The sequence below is a fragment of the Blastococcus sp. SYSU DS1021 genome (assembly GCF_054050995.1).
Genome location: NZ_JBJHAL010000016.1, coordinates 19,184 through 33,308 on the forward strand (window position 1 = coordinate 19,184; position 14,125 = coordinate 33,308).

The following is a 14,125-nucleotide window of genomic DNA, read 5'->3' on the forward strand; positions in this document are numbered from 1 at the left end:
CCGGGGGGCCGCAGCCATGGGGGCGCGTCGTCGGCAACCCCTTTCCAGCGCAGGTGACCGTCGCTACGCTCGGCAGCGCTGCGGCCCACCGGGCGACCGCACTGGGTGGAACGGGGGAACGGTGTCGGAGACGTCCGGGCCGGCCGGCCGCGTGGTCCTCGTCGGAGCCCACGGCCACGGGCGCTGGCACCTGCAGAACCTCCGTCGCCTGAGCGCCTCCAGCGGGATCCGGCTGGTCGGGATCTGCGACCCCCGGCCGCTCGACGACGAGCTGGCCGAGCTGGCCGGTGACGTGCCGGTGTCCCCGGCCCTGGATGACCTGCTCACCCGCGTGGCCCCCGACGTCACGATCATCTGCACCCCGATCCACACCCACACGGACCTGTCGCTGACCGCGGCCAGGGCCGGCAGCCACGTGCTGCTGGAGAAGCCGCCGGCGCCCACCATGGCGGACTTCGAGCGCCTGGTCGCCGGCATCGAGGCGACCGGCATGGCCTGCCAGGTCGGTTTCCAGAGCCTGGGCTCGGCGGCCATCGGGCGGGTGCGCTCGCTCGTGGCCGAGGGGGCGATCGGCTCGCTCCGGGGCGTGGGCGGCGCCTGCGCCTGGGTCCGGGACGCCTCCTACTACGACCGGGCCCCCTGGGCCGGCCGGCGCACCGTCGACGGGGTCCCGGTGGTGGACGGCGCCCTGACCAACCCGTTCGCCCACGCCGTCGCCACCGCGCTGGCGCTCACCGGGGCGACCGGCCCCGGCTCGCTGGCCGCCATCGAGGTGGAGCTCTACCGGGCGAACCCGATCGAGGCCGACGACACCTCCTGCCTGCGGGTGCGGACCGCCGACGGCGTGACCATCGTCATCGCGGCCACGCTGGCCGCCGAGCGCCCCCGCGACCCCCAACTGGTGGTCCACGGCTCGGCCGGCCGGATCACGCTGTCCTACAAGACCGGCACGGTGCGGCTGCAGGCCGGCGAGGTGGACGAGACGACGACGCACCCGAGCACCGACCTGCTGGAGAACCTGCTGGCGCACATCGCCGACCGCAGCGTTCCGCTCCTCGTGCCGCCGGCGCAGACCCACTCCTTCATGCGCATCGTCGAGGCGGTCCGCTGCGCGCCGGACCCGATCGAGATCCCGGCCCACCACCGGCGGAGCGAGGGCGCGGGCCCGGCCCGCCACCAGGTCGTGCCCGGGATCGACCAACTGGTCGACGACGCCGCCGAGCAGCTGCGGCTGTTCTCCGAGCTCGACGCGCCGTGGGCCCGGCCCGGCACGCGCACCGGTCTGCCGACCGGCGCGGCGGGAGCCTGACGATGGCGCTCAAGGGGGTCCACCAGGGCCACGTCCCGGAGCACCCGGTGCCGGCGGGCAGGACGCTCGCCACGCTTCGGGTCGGCGACGTCGTCGTCGCCACCTACTGCGACGGCGCCGACCTGCCGGCGGTCCTGGCCCCCCGGCCGTTCCTGCACCCGGTGACCACGTTGTCCGGCCGCCCGGTGACCGACGCCCAGCCCGAGGACCACCGGTGGCACCTGGGCGTCTCGGTGACCCTGCAGGACGTCGGGGGGGCCAACATCTGGGGCGGTCGGACGTACCTGGCCGGGGAGGGGTACACGTGGCGGGCCGACCACGGCCGGCAGGTACACACCGGCTGGCGCTCCCGGGACGCCACGGGGTTCACCGAGACCCTCGAGTGGCGCGGGCCCCGCGGCGAGGTCCTGCTCACCGAGGAGCGCACCCTCCGGGCACGCGCGGCCGACCTGCCGGGCGGGTGGACCCTCGACCTCTCCACCCGCCTGTGCAACGCGACGGGTGCGCAGCTGCAGCTGGGCAGCCCGGCCACCCACGGGCGGTCCGGGGCCGGGTACGGCGGGCTGTTCTGGCGGCTGCCCACCGCGCCGGACGCGCGGGTCGCCACCGCGGACGCCGAGGGGGAGGATGCCGTGCACGGCGCGGTGGCGCCCTGGGTGGCGTACTCCGCCGGCGGTCCGGATCCTGTGACGGTGGCGCTGGCCGGGCTCGATGACCAGGCACGGGCAGACCCGTGGTTCGTCCGGGTCGCCGACTACCCGGGCCTGGGCTCGCAGCTGGCCGCCGAGCGGCCGGTGCTGCTCGCCCCCGGCGAGGAGACCACCCGGAGCTTCCGCGCCCTGATCGCCGACGGGACGCCCGGGCCCGACGGCATCACCCGCGCGCTGACCGCCGCCGCCGAGGACGGGCCGTGACCACCCCGCCGCAGGAACCCGCCCGCCGCAAGCCGGGTCCGGGCGCCGCCGGGCCCGACGGTGCCCGGCGGGCCGGTCCGGTCCTGCTCGCCGAGGTCGCCGCCCAGGCCGGCGTCTCGCTGGCCACCGCCTCGCGGGTGCTCAGCGGCAGCCGCTCGGTGGGCGAGCCGCACCGCGGACGGGTGCTGGCCGCCGCCCGCGAGCTGCAGTACACGCCGAATGCACAGGCGCAGGCCGTGGCCCGCGGGGCGAGCAACGTCGTCGGGCTGATCATCCACGACGTCCTCGACCCGTACTTCTCCAGCATCGCCCGGGGTGTCATGCGGCACGTCGAGGAGCGGGAGCTGGTCGTCCTGCTGGCCAGCACGCACAGCGACCTCCAGCGCGAGCTGGAGTTCGTGGCCACCATGCGCTCGCACCGCTCGCGCGCGCTGATCATCTGCGGCAGCCGCACCACGGACCGGGCCCACAACGAACGGCTGGCCAAGGAGCTCGACGGCTACACGGCCGCCGGTGGCCGCGCCGCGGTCATCAGCCAGAACCGGCTGGGAACGCACGCGGTCGTGCCGCAGAACCGCGCCGGCGCGCGGAAGCTGGCCCGGGAGCTGTGCCGCCTCGGGCACCGGGAGTTCGCCGTGCTCGCCGGGCCGACGGGCCTGCTGGCGTCCCGCGACCGGGTCGCCGGGTTCCGCGACGGGCTGGCCGACGAGGGGGTTCCCCCCGGGAACATGCAGGTGCTGCACGGGGCCTTCACGCACGAGGGCGGCGAGGAGATGGTCACCCGGCTGGTCGAGGACGGGCTCCGGGCCAGCTGCATCTTCGCCGTCAACGACGTGATGGCGCTCGGTGCGCTCTCGGGTCTGCGGAAAGCGGGTGTCGACGTGCCCGGTGACGTCTCGCTGGCCGGCTTCGACGACATCCCCACCCTGCGCGACGTCGTCCCGGCGCTCACCTCGGTGCGGCTCCCGCTGGAGGAGATGGGGGTCCAGGCCGCCCAGCTCGCTCTCGACGCCGAACCGGACGCCGAGCCGCGCAGCGTGAAGGTCCACGCCGAGGTGGTGCTGCGCGACAGCACCCGCCGGCTGCGCTGAGGCGACGTGTCCCCGGACCCGGCCGCACCGTCGGCCGCCGATCGCGGCGTCAAGCGCGAGCGGGTCCTGCGCCTGCTCCGCGACGCCGGGCGCGAGCGCCTCGTGCTGACCAGCGTCGGTGCGCTGGCCTGGTACCTCGACGGCGCCCGGCCGGCCGTCCGCCTCTCCGCGGAACGCGGCGTCCTCGCGGTCGTCGTGGACGCCGACGGGGACGCCGTGATCGTGCCCGGGAACGAGGTGGACCGGCTCCGCGCCGAGGAGCTGCCCGCGGCGGTCGACGTCCGGGTGACCGACTGGTGGGCCCCGCTGCTGGGGCCCGAGCTCGCGCCGGGCGCACCGGGAGTCCTGCACGAGGACGAGCCGGCGGCCGCCGAGGGGCTCCGGGCGGCCCGGGCGGCGCTGCTGCCGGCCGAGCGGGAGCGGTACCGGGCGCTGGGCCGGGACGCCGCGGAGGCGCTCACCACGGCCGCGTTGCGGCTGCACCCGCGGATGCCCGAGCGGGAGGCGGCCGCGCTGCTCGCCGGCGAGCTCGTCGCCCGGGGCGCCGATCCGGTGGTCGTGCTGGTCGCCGGGGAGGATCGGCTGCCCTTCCGCCACGCGCTGCCCACCGCCGGGCCGCTGGGCCACCGGGTGATGCTCGTCGTCTGCGCCCGGCGCCACGGGCTGATCGCCAACGCCACCCGGTGGGTCCGCCTGGGCGGGCCGGGCCGGGAGGACGCCGGCGCGGCCGCCCGCATCCGGGAGGTCGAGACGGCCTTCCTCGCCGCGACGGTCCCCGGCCGCACGGTGGGCGACGCCCTGGCCGCCGGCATCGCCGCGTACGCCGCCGCCGGGTTCCGCGCCGACGAGTGGACCCGGCACCACCAGGGCGGGCCGACGGGCTACTGGGGGCGCGACCCGGTCGCCACGCCCGGCAGCCGCGTCCCGGTGGTCCTCCACCAGGCGTTCGCCTGGAACCCGTCGGCCCCCGGGGTCAAGGCCGAGGACACGGTGCTGCTGGGCCCCGACGGCCTCGAGGTGCTGACCACCGACGGGGTGTGGCCGCAGACGCCCGATGCGCTCGGGCTGCCGCGCCCCGACGTCCTCGTGCGCTGACCGCCCGGGAGCCCGCGAGGGCGCCGTCCCCCCGGCATGGCCGGGGGGACGGCGCCCTCACCTCGGGACGGCGCTCAGCGGAGCTCGCCGCTGCCGGCCCCGGCCCGCACCAGCCCGGGCACGGCGGACGTCGGGTCGAGGCGCTCGACGAAGGCCGGCGTCCAGCTCACCGTGGTCGGGATGTCCGGGTCGTGGGCGGCGTTGTAGGCCTCGACCAGGCTCACCCGGCCGTTCCCGCCCCCGCGGACGAGGGTGCCGGACTCCGCGAGCCCGGCGTCGGTGAGCCGGTCACCGCGCCAGTCCTCGACGATGTCGGCGCGGTCGATCGCCGGGTGCAGGAGGAAGGCGTTGTTCTCCGCGATGATCTCGGCCTCGACCCCGACCCCCCACGTGTAGCTGTAGTACTCGGGGTTGGTGACGACGTACAGGTTGTTGTAGACGTGCACGTCGCCGTACCGCACCCGCGGTGCCCGCTGGCCGATGTCCTGCCAGAGGTTGTGGTGGAAGGTGACCCGGAGCGTGCCGCGGTCGCTGGTCCGGCTGTTCGAGGAGCCGATCAGGTTGGTCTTGTCGTGGTCGAGGAACTCGTTCCACGAGACGGTGACCAGGTCGGCGCCGTTGGTGATGTCCAGCAGCCCGTCGTGCACCTCGAAGCGTGCGCCGTGGACGGTGGGCAGCGACTCCGGGGGGTTGCGCCCGTCGTCGAAGGTGTTGTGGTCGACCCAGACGTGGGTGGACTCGGCGATCCACAGGTTGTCGTAGTCGGCGTTCCAGGCCCCGGCGTCGCCGTCGGTCGGGTCCCAGGCGGTGAAGCAGTCGTAGGCGTCGGACAGCCGCAGGTTGCGGATGATCACGTTGTCGGAGCCCCGGACCGTGAGCGCCGCCCCGACGATCCCGGCGTCCCGGCCGACGCCCACGATGGTGACGTTCGAGCCGACGTACTGGCGGATCTGGGCGTTCTGCACGGCTGCCGACGCCGCCCGGGCGTCCTCGAGCGGGCCGGCGGGCTCGGTCTCGGTCCCCCACACCTCCGGCGCGTAGGCGTCGATGTAGTCCTGCATGTCGAAGCCCTCGACCTCGTAGGCGGCGCAGTCGACAGCGCCGTCGGGTGTGCGCAGGTTCGCGTCGAGCACCCCGTGCACGTAGACGATGCGCGGGGTCGTGTCGCCGCGCGCGGCGTCGCCCCCGAGCGCCGCGCGGAACTCCTCCCAGGTGTCGACGTGGAAGACGTGGTCGGCGCTCGCGGCCCGGCCCCCCGTCGTGCCGCCCTCGGCCGCGGCCCAGCCGTCCTGCGGGCCGAGCGCCTCCCGGCCCAGATCGCCGCCGCGCGCGGAGGCCGCGCCGGTCGGGAGGAGTGTGACGAGCAGTGCTCCGGCGGCTCCGGCGACCACCGCGCGATGGAACGGACGCATGCGGGACTCCCTCGGGAAATCGCTTTCTGTGGCGTGCGCCACACTAGGTAAAGCGCTTTCCCGGTGTCAACGGTCGTCCGCGCGGCGTGCGTCAGCCCTGCGCGGCACCGGATCGGGACGCCGCCCACTCCGCCACCGCGGCGGCGGTGGTGGCGCGCAGCAGCTCTGCCGCCCGGCGGAGCGCGTCGTCCACGCCCTCCGCCCGGGCCGCCAGGGCGTGCGCCGCCCGGATTCCGGCGGCCCGCAGCAGGTCGGGCGGGGCGCTCACCTGACCCGCGACCGCCACCACGTCCGCCCCGTGCTGCCGGGCCAGGCGGGCGACCCCCAGCGGCGCCTTGCCGGCCAGGCTCTGCTCGTCCAGGTGCCCTTCGCCGATGAGCACCAGGTCTGCCCCGCGGACGACGGCCGGGAGGTCGAGCAGCTCCAGCAGCAGGTCGATGCCCGACGCCGCCCGGGCCCCGAGGAACGCCATCCCGCCGACGCCCAGCCCCCCGGCGGCGCCGGCGCCGGGCCGGGCGGCGAGATCGCCGCCGCGCATCGCCGCCAGCCGGTCCCCGTAGACGGCCAGGGCGGCATCGAGCTCGGCCACGGTCGCCGGGTCGGCCCCCTTCTGCGGTGCGAACACCGCGGCAGCGCCTGCCGGACCGGTGAGCGGGTTGTCCACGTCGCAGGCGAGCACGGCGTCCACCTCGCGCAGGCGGTGGTCGAGCCCGGCGGTGTCCACGGTTCCCAGCTCCGCCAGCGCCGCCCCTCCCGGGGGGAGCTCCCGCCCGGACGCGTCGAGCATCCGGGCGCCGAGGGCGACGGCCATGCCGGCCCCGCCGTCGGTGGTCGCGCTGCCGCCGAGCCCCAGCACGAACCTGCGGTAGCCCAGGTCCAGGCCCGCGGTGATCAGCTGCCCCACGCCGTACGTCGTCGCCGTGCGGGCGGTGGCCGGTCCGGGCTGCGGCACGTGCCGCAGCCCGCACGCCTGCGCCGTCTCGACGTAGACCGTGTCGCCGATGATCGCCAGGTCCGCGTCGACCTCTCCGCCCACCGGGCCGGTGACCCTGCGGCGGACCAGCCGCGCCCCGGCCCGGCGCAGGACGTCGACGGTCCCGTCGCCACCGTCGGCCACCGGGACGGCGACGACCCGGCAGTCCGGTAGCGCGTCCCGGCAGCCGGCAGCCATGGCGTCCGCCGCCGCGGCGGCGGTCAGGCTGCCCTTGAACTTGTCGGGGGCGACGACGATCGAGACCTGGGTCACGCACCGAAGGCTAAGGCAACCGCTTTCCCTGCGGTGGGATCCACGAACCGCTTCCCCCATGGATATCTCAGCGCTAAGGTTTCATCCCATGAGTACGCGCCGGGTCCGCATCGGCATCGACACCGGCGGGACGTTCACCGACGTCGTCGCCGTGGACGAGGAGACCGGTCGGACGACCACCACCAAGACCCCTTCCACCCCCGCCGACCCGGCCGAGGGCTTCCTCACCGGTGTCCGCAAGGTCCTCGACCTCATGGGGCTGACCGGCGAGGCGGTCACCGCCGTCAGCCACGGGACGACGGTCGCGACCAACCAGCTGCTCGAGGGCAAGCTCGACCGGCTGGGCTTCATCACCACCGAGGGCTACGAGTCGGTGCTGGAGATCGCCCGTCAGTCGGTGCCCGACGGCTACGGCAACAGCTACTTCTGGGTCAAGCCGCCCCGCATCGTCCCGGCCGATCTGGTGCGCACCGTCCGCGGGCGGCTGGACCACACCGGCGCCGAGGTGCGCCCCTTCGACGAGGACGACGCCCGCGCCGCGGCCCGGTTCTTCCGCGAGGCCGGCATCTCGACGATCGGGGTCTGCTTCCTGCACGCCTACGCGGACGACGCGCACGAGCGCCGCATGCTCGAGGTGCTCCGCGAGGAGCACCCGGACGCCGTGGTGAGCATCAGCTCCCAGGTGCTGCGCGAGTACCGCGAGTACGAGCGGTCGGTGACCACGCTGGTCGACGCCGCCGTCAAGCCCAAGGTGGGCGCCTACGTCACCAACATCCGCACCCGGCTCGACGAGATCGCGCCCGGCGTGCCGTTCTACGTGATGAAGAGCAACGGCGGCGTGCTGTCGGCCGCGGAGGTCGTGCACCAGCCGATCACCACGATGCTCTCCGGCCCCGCCGCCGGCGCGCTCGGTGCCGCGCTGATCGCGGGCACCGCCGGGTTCGACCGGGTGCTCACCTGCGACGGCGGCGGCACCTCCACCGACGTCACCGTGGTCATCGACGGCGAGCCCGCGCTCACCACCGAGGGCTCGGTCGGCGACTACCCCAGCAAGATCCCGATGATCGACGTCGTCACCGTCGGCGCCGGCGGCGGCTCGATCGCCTGGCTCTCGCCCGAGGGCACGCTCAAGGTGGGCCCGAAGTCGGCCGGCGCCGACCCCGGCCCGATCTGCTACCCGAACGGCGGCGACCAGCCGACCGTGACCGACGCGCACGTCGTCCTGGGCCGGATCCCCCCGCACCTGCTGGGCGGGGAGATCCCGCTGTCGGTCGACGCGGCGCGGGCCGGGCTGGAGCAGCTCGGCGCGAAACTGGACCTCTCCCTGGAGCGCACCGCGACCGGGATCCTGGAGATCTCCGCGTGGAACCAGGCCAACGCGCTGCGCCAGGTGACGGTCGCCAAGGGCCTCGACGTCCGCGACTTCACGCTGACCACCTTCGGCGGCTCCGGCTCCCTGCTGGCGTGCCGGCTCATGGACATCCTCAACCTGCCGCGCACGCTGGTGCCGCCGAACCCGGGCAACGTCAGCGCGTTCGGCCTGCTCACCGTCGACGTCCGCAACGACTACGTGCAGACCGTGATCAGCAAGCACGTCGACCTCGACCTGGCCCGGGTGCGCGCGGTCTACGCCGACCTCGAGGCCCAGGCGCAGGAGGCGCTGGACGGCGAGGGCTTCGCCCGCGACGCCCAGCGCATGCAGCGGACGGCGGACCTGCGCTACGTCGGCCAGGCGTTCGAGGTGCGCGTGCCGGTCGCCGAGGGCGAGCTGGACGCGGCGGCCACCGAGCAGGTCGCCGAGGCGTTCCACGCCGCACACCGCCAGCTCTACGGCTACGACTTCGCCGACGACCCGCGCCAGGCCGTGGAGTGGGTCAACCTCCGCGTGAGCGGCATCGGCCCGATCCGCCGGCCCGACCTGGTCGAGCTGGCGCCCGGGAACGGCGGGACGGACCGGGCCGTCACGGGTTCGCGTCCCGTCTTCTTCGACGACTGGGTGGAGACGCCCACGTACAACCGCCCCGACCTCGCCCCCGGTGACGTGGTCAGCGGCCCGGCGATCGTCGAGGAGTTCGGCTCCACCGTCCCGGTGCACCCGGGCTTCACCGCCACCGTGGACAGCTACGGCAACCTGATCCTCACGAAGGAGTCGGACCAGTGACGACGTTCCCCACCGGTCCCCTGAACGCCACGAAGGTCGACGCCGACCCCGTCCTCGTCGAGATCGTCGCCGGCACGCTGGCCGCGATCGAGAAGGAGGTCGAGACCTCCATCGGCCGGACCTCCCGCTCGCCGATGATCCGGGATGCGCACGACTTCCGGGCCGGCATCCACGACCGGAACCTGCGCAAGCTCACCGGCCGCTCGTACTCGGCGCTCGTGCACCCCGTGGTGCGCGACTACCCGATCGAGACGATGAACCCCGGGGACGTCTACTTCCACAACGACGTCTACGCCTCCGAGGGCGGGATCGGCCACCTGCCCGACCTCTGCGTGACGGTGCCCGTGTTCGCGCACGTGGACGGCGCCGAGCGCGTCGTCGCCTTCATCCAGGCGTTCGGCCACCACGACGACATCGGCGGCGCGGTGCCCGGGTCCATGCCGAGCGCGGCGACCAGCGTGTACGAGGAGGGCCTGATGGTCCCCCCGATCAAGCTGTGGGACCGCGGCGTGCCCAACGAGAGCGCGCTGAAGATCATGACCCGCAACTCGCGGATGCCCGACTCGCTCGCCGCCGACCTCGACGCCGAGTGCTCGGCCTGCCTGGCCGGTGCCCGGCGCCTGGGCGAGCTGTTCGACCGGTACGGGGTGCCGGCGGTGGAGGCCTCGTTCGACGCGATCCTCGACAGCTCCACGGAGGTCTACCGGCGGGAGATCCTCAGCCAGATCCCCGACGGCACCTACGTGTGGGAGGACTACGCCGAGCACGACGGCGTCGAGGAGCCGCAGCTGCACCGCCAGCGGATCACGCTGACCATGGACTCCACCAAGGAGACCCCGCTGGTCATCGACTTCACCGGCACCGGCCCGCAGGCCAAGGGCCCGATCAACCACTGCGGTGACTACGCCGACGGCAACTTCCTCAAGAAGTGGCTGGCGCCGATCCTGCGCAATCTGGCCGAGAGCCCCGAGCGCATGGCCCAGCTGGACGTCAACGAGGGCGTCGTCCCGCTGATCGAGATGCGGTTCCCGGAGAAGGGCACGCTGCTCACCCCGATCTTCCCCGCACCCACCAACGCGCGGACGTTCGTGATCCTGCGGCTGCTCGGCGTCCTGGCCGGGGTGCTGGCCAAGGCCACCGGCGGCCGGATGCCGGCCGACCAGGAGACGATCCGCTACACCGGCGTCTACGGCACGGACTTCGACGGGCAGCCGTACTTGATGCGGGAGGTGCTGGGCGGCGGCTCGGGCGGGCGGTACTACGCCGACGGCGAGGACACGATCCACGTCGTCCCGGACTCCCGGAACCTGCCCACCGAGTTCACCGAGGGCCGCTTCCCGCTGCGGGTGGAGCGGCTGGGCCTGGCGATGGACTCGGGTGGCCCGGGCCGCTACCGCGGCGGCTGCGGCTACGAGAAGCACATCCGCGTGCTACGCGATGCGCACTTCATGTCGATCGCCGACCGCTCGATCCTCGCCTGCTGGGGGGTCAAGGGCGGCAAGGCCGGGCGGCCGTTCCAGATCACCGTCGACCCGGGCGGCCCCGACGAGCACGAGGTCGATGCGCTGGCCGACGCCGAGCCGCTCAAGGCCGGCACGGTGGTGCGCATCCGGACCACCGGCGGCGGCGGCTGGGGGGACCCGCTGGACCGCCCGGTCGACGAGGTGCTGCGGGACATCGCCTGGCGCAAGGTGTCGGTCGAGGGCGCGCGGGCGGACTACGGCGTGGTCGTCCTCGAGGACGGCACGGCGGACCCGGCCGCCACCGAGGAGCTGCGCGCGTCGATGCGGGCCGCCCGCACGGGCGAGGAGCCGTTCTTCGACCGCGGCCCGGGCTACGCCACCCTCTCCGGCGGCGCGGCGTTCAACGAGTTCGACCTCCTCTAGAGGCCCAGGCGAAGGAAGCTATGCATGTGGTTCGGCGACCGATTCCGCATGCATAGCTTCCTTTGCCTGCGCGGTCCTCGCCGGTGGGGCAGGCTCCGGGCATGACCGAACCGCGCGAGGACGACGACCAGCCGAACAACCTGCGGCCCGGCCAGTACGACGAGGGCGGCCACGGCGGCATGGCCACCCGCGAGCTCGACGCCGAGAAGGCGGACGAGAACCGGGCCGACTGAGCCCTACCCCGCACCCAGCGCGCCGGCGGTGCGGCTGTCGGCGGGCAGGAAGGCCTCGATGCTGAGCTCGGCGGCGGTGAGGTCGACGGCGGTGCCGAACGTCGTGACGGTGCTCAGGAAGCTGAGCACCTCCGGACCCACCCGGAGGCGCAGCGGGACGGCGATGCCGTCGGGGACGCTGCGGTCGCTGCCTCCGGGCAGCGCGAGAAGCTCCCGGTGCAGCGCGGCCAGCCCCGGGTCACCGCTCAGGTGCGCCTCGCGGCCCAGCCGGTGCAGGACGTGCCGCCGCCACTGCGGCAGGTTCAGGATCCGCGGAGCCAGGCCGTCGGGGTGCAGGCTCAGTCGCAGCACGTTGACCGGCGGCTCCAGCAGGTGCGGGGCAGCGCCCCCGGTGAGCGCGGCGACGGCCCGGTTGGCCGCCACGAGGCACCAGGACCGGTCGACGACGACCGCGGGGAACGGCTCGTACGCGGCCAGCACGAGGTCGATCGCGGCGCGGACCGTGCCCATGTCGGGATCCGCGAGATCCCGACGGCGGTAGGCGGGGGCGAAGCCGGCCGCCGCCAGGAGCTCGTTTCGAGCACCGAGCGGGATCTCGAGCTGCTCGGCCAGGTGCAGCACCATGTCGCGGCTGGGCCGGGCGCGGCCGGTCTCGACGAAGCTCAGGTGCCGGGAGGAGACCCCCGCCGCGCCGGCGAGGTCGAGCTGGCTGAGCCGGCGGCGCTGCCGCCACGTGCGCAGCAGCTCACCGACGTGGCGGCCCTGCACGACTCCACCGGTCACGCCGCCGACGCTAGCGACGACGGTGCCCCGTGTCGCTTACCTCCGAGGTAATCGACCCGCGGCCTGCGCGCCGCCACCGTTGCCGGCATGACCACCATGCACCCCGCCCCCTCGCCCCTGGGGGCCGGCGACCTGCTCCGCCCGGCCCTCCGCATCGACGCCGTCGTCACCGCCGCGAACGGCGCGGCGTACCTGCTGGCCGCACCGCTGCTGGACGGCCCCCTGGGCCTGCCCGCCGGCCTCCTCCGCGGCGCCGGCGTGTTCCTGCTCGGCTACGCCGCCGCCGTCTGGCTCGTCGCGGCACGCCGCCGCCCCAGCACCGCGGCGGTGGAGGCCGTCGTCGGCGGCAACCTGCTGTGGGCCGCCCTCAGCGTCGTCGCCGTCGTCGCCGGGTGGTGGTCCCCGACCACCCTCGGCGCCGTCTGGCTCGTCCTGCAGGCCGCGGTCGTCGCCGGGTTCGCGGCGCTGCAACTGCTCGGCCTGCGCCGACGCTGACCCCGTGGGGGCCGGGCCCCGAGGGCCAGGAGGCGCCGATCTGCACCGGCCAGGAGCGGGACCCGCGCAGCGCCCCCGCCAGCCTGCTGACGGGGGCACTGCGCGGAGCCGGTCAGGTCAGCGGCTCGGTGCTCCCGGACTCCGGCTTGGCCTGGTCGCCGGTCTGCCCCTCGTCGCCCTCCGTGGAGGTGTCCTGCTCGACGCCCTCCGGCGTGACCGGGGTCTCCTCGAGCACGTTCTCCCGGGCGTCGTCCCGGTCGGTCCCTGGTACTTCGGTCATCTCGACCTCCTCTCGGCGTACCCGGCCCCTACCCGGGCCCGGCGCCTCCGACGCGGGATACGCCAGCGGCGAACGCCGGCGTGCCCGGCCGCACCGGCGCGGGTCAGGGGCGGCGCCACCAGCGGCGACGGGGCGGTGGCGCGGGCTCCACAGGGGCGGGCGCGGGCGGCGGCCGGTCGCGCTCCCAGGACGCCACGAGCGCGTCGACGTCGGCCAGGCCCGGCACCGGCGACCAGCGGCTCTCCTGCGGCCGGCGCCAGAATGCCTCCACCCGGGCGTTGTAGTCCTCCGCGAGCGCCCGCACCTCCGCCGCCGTCGTCAGCCGCGCGGCCCGGGCGGGCAGCTGGTCGCGCTCCCGCCGCAACGCCAGCCCGGGCGGCAGCATGGCCGCCGTCTCGACGCCTTCGCGCCGGGCCTTGGCCACCGCCCAGTCGTAGGCCGTCTGCTCCCGGTCGAGGCCGGCGATCGGCTTGCCGGCACCGCTCAGGCGGTCGAAGTCCCCGCGCTCGCGCGCTTGGGCGATCTGGGTCTCCACCCAGGTCTCGAACGAGACCCCCGGGGGCTTCCGCTCGGTCATCACCGTCCATGGTCCACGCATCTGCCAGGCTCGCCACCATGCGGACGACGAGCAGCCGAGAGGTGTACCGCAACCCGTGGATCCGGGTGCGGGAGGACAGCGTGGAGCGGGCCGACGGCTCCACCGGCGTCTACGGCGTGGTGGAGAAGCCCGATTTCGCGCTGGTGCTGCCCGCCGAGCGGGACGGCTTCTGGCTCGTGGAGCAGTTCCGCCACCCCGTCGGCCGCCGCGCCTGGGAGTTCCCGCAGGGCACCTGGTCCCACGGCGCGCAGGGCACGGCTGACGAGCTGGCCCGGGCCGAGCTCGCCGAGGAGACCGGCCTGCGGGCCGGGTCCCTGACCCACCTGGGCCGCCTCGACCTGGCGCCGGGCCTGTCCACCCAGCGGTTCGACGTCTGGCTGGCCACCGACCTCACGGTCGGCGCCACCGCTCGGGAGGTGACCGAGGCGGACATGATCTGCGCGTTCGTGCCCGAGGACGAGCTGCGCGCCATGATCCTGGACGGCCGGTTCACCGACGGCCCCTCGCTGGCGGCCTACGCCCTCCTGGGGCTGGGACGGGGCGGCCCGCTGACCTGACGACGAGCAGGGGATGGGCCGGCGCAGCCCACCGACCCCGCAGCGTGGCGACCGGCCCTCGAACG

General features: G+C 75.0%; 14 protein-coding genes. 9 read left to right on the forward strand and 5 right to left on the reverse strand.

Going from position 1 to position 14,125, the window contains the following annotated elements:
• Positions 1–121: 121 nt before the first annotated feature.
• Genes ACI8AP_RS13120 through ACI8AP_RS13135 form a run of 4 tightly spaced genes read left to right on the forward strand, consistent with a single transcriptional unit; the run spans position 122 to position 4,409 of the window.
• Entirely contained in the window at positions 122–1,309 is a 1,188-nt protein-coding gene (locus ACI8AP_RS13120; RefSeq protein ID WP_456589791.1) for a Gfo/Idh/MocA family protein, read from the forward strand.
• A gap of 2 nt (positions 1,310–1,311) precedes the next feature.
• Positions 1,312–2,223, forward strand: coding sequence for a DUF6807 domain-containing protein (locus tag ACI8AP_RS13125; RefSeq protein WP_456589792.1), 912 nt, complete (start codon positions 1,312–1,314; stop codon positions 2,221–2,223).
• Positions 2,220–3,314 (forward strand): LacI family DNA-binding transcriptional regulator, encoded by a 1,095-nt coding sequence (locus ACI8AP_RS13130; protein WP_456589793.1) that lies wholly within the window; start codon positions 2,220–2,222, stop codon positions 3,312–3,314. The genes ACI8AP_RS13125 and ACI8AP_RS13130 overlap by 4 nt, the downstream gene beginning before the upstream one ends.
• Before the next feature lie 6 nt (positions 3,315–3,320).
• Positions 3,321–4,409, forward strand: a complete 1,089-nt coding sequence (locus tag ACI8AP_RS13135; RefSeq protein WP_456589794.1) for a M24 family metallopeptidase — start codon at positions 3,321–3,323, stop codon at positions 4,407–4,409.
• 74 nt (positions 4,410–4,483) lie between these two features.
• On the opposite strand, the gene ACI8AP_RS13140 is transcribed toward ACI8AP_RS13135, so the two are convergent.
• Together ACI8AP_RS13140 and ACI8AP_RS13145 are read right to left on the reverse strand one after the other, a co-directional pair.
• Positions 4,484–5,821, reverse strand: a complete 1,338-nt coding sequence (locus ACI8AP_RS13140; RefSeq protein WP_456589795.1) for a pectate lyase family protein — start codon at positions 5,819–5,821, stop codon at positions 4,484–4,486.
• Between the two features lie 91 nt (positions 5,822–5,912).
• On the reverse strand, positions 5,913–7,067 hold the full coding sequence (locus tag ACI8AP_RS13145; RefSeq protein WP_456589796.1) for a glycerate kinase: 1,155 nt from the start codon (positions 7,065–7,067) through the stop codon (positions 5,913–5,915).
• Between the two features lie 88 nt (positions 7,068–7,155).
• On the opposite strand from ACI8AP_RS13145, the gene ACI8AP_RS13150 reads away from it, so the two are divergent.
• The 3 genes from ACI8AP_RS13150 (at position 7,156) to ACI8AP_RS13160 (ending at position 11,347) form a co-directional block, all read left to right on the forward strand.
• Positions 7,156–9,228 (forward strand): hydantoinase/oxoprolinase family protein, encoded by a 2,073-nt coding sequence (locus ACI8AP_RS13150; RefSeq protein WP_456589797.1) that lies wholly within the window; start codon positions 7,156–7,158, stop codon positions 9,226–9,228.
• Positions 9,225–11,114, forward strand: coding sequence for a hydantoinase B/oxoprolinase family protein (locus tag ACI8AP_RS13155; RefSeq protein WP_456589798.1), 1,890 nt, complete (start codon positions 9,225–9,227; stop codon positions 11,112–11,114). The genes ACI8AP_RS13150 and ACI8AP_RS13155 overlap by 4 nt, the downstream gene beginning before the upstream one ends.
• Before the next feature lie 101 nt (positions 11,115–11,215).
• Entirely contained in the window at positions 11,216–11,347 is a 132-nt protein-coding gene (locus tag ACI8AP_RS13160) for a hypothetical protein (RefSeq protein ID WP_456589799.1), read from the forward strand.
• Between the two features lie 3 nt (positions 11,348–11,350).
• On the opposite strand, the gene ACI8AP_RS13165 is transcribed toward ACI8AP_RS13160, so the two are convergent.
• Complete coding sequence (locus tag ACI8AP_RS13165; RefSeq protein WP_456589800.1) at positions 11,351–12,130, reverse strand: helix-turn-helix domain-containing protein; 780 nt, start codon at positions 12,128–12,130, stop codon at positions 11,351–11,353.
• An 87-nt stretch (positions 12,131–12,217) separates the two neighbouring features.
• Here ACI8AP_RS13165 and ACI8AP_RS13170 point away from each other — a divergent pair, with 87 nt between their 5' ends.
• Positions 12,218–12,625 carry a hypothetical protein gene (locus ACI8AP_RS13170; RefSeq protein WP_456589801.1) on the forward strand — a complete coding sequence of 136 codons (408 nt, stop codon included), beginning with the start codon at positions 12,218–12,220 and terminating at the stop codon, positions 12,623–12,625.
• Between the two features lie 112 nt (positions 12,626–12,737).
• Here ACI8AP_RS13170 and ACI8AP_RS13175 read toward each other — a convergent pair whose 3' ends face one another.
• Both ACI8AP_RS13175 and ACI8AP_RS13180 read right to left on the reverse strand, forming a co-directional pair.
• The gene (locus ACI8AP_RS13175; RefSeq protein WP_456589802.1) at positions 12,738–12,905 is read right to left on the reverse strand and encodes a hypothetical protein; all 168 of its coding nucleotides are present in this window, start codon (positions 12,903–12,905) and stop codon (positions 12,738–12,740) included.
• 103 nt (positions 12,906–13,008) lie between these two features.
• Entirely contained in the window at positions 13,009–13,482 is a 474-nt protein-coding gene (locus tag ACI8AP_RS13180) for a DnaJ family domain-containing protein (protein WP_456589803.1), read from the reverse strand.
• Between the two features lie 38 nt (positions 13,483–13,520).
• Between ACI8AP_RS13180 and ACI8AP_RS13185 the strand changes: the two genes are divergently transcribed.
• On the forward strand, positions 13,521–14,060 hold the full coding sequence (locus tag ACI8AP_RS13185; RefSeq protein WP_456589804.1) for an NUDIX domain-containing protein: 540 nt from the start codon (positions 13,521–13,523) through the stop codon (positions 14,058–14,060).
• Positions 14,061–14,125 lie beyond the last annotated feature (65 nt).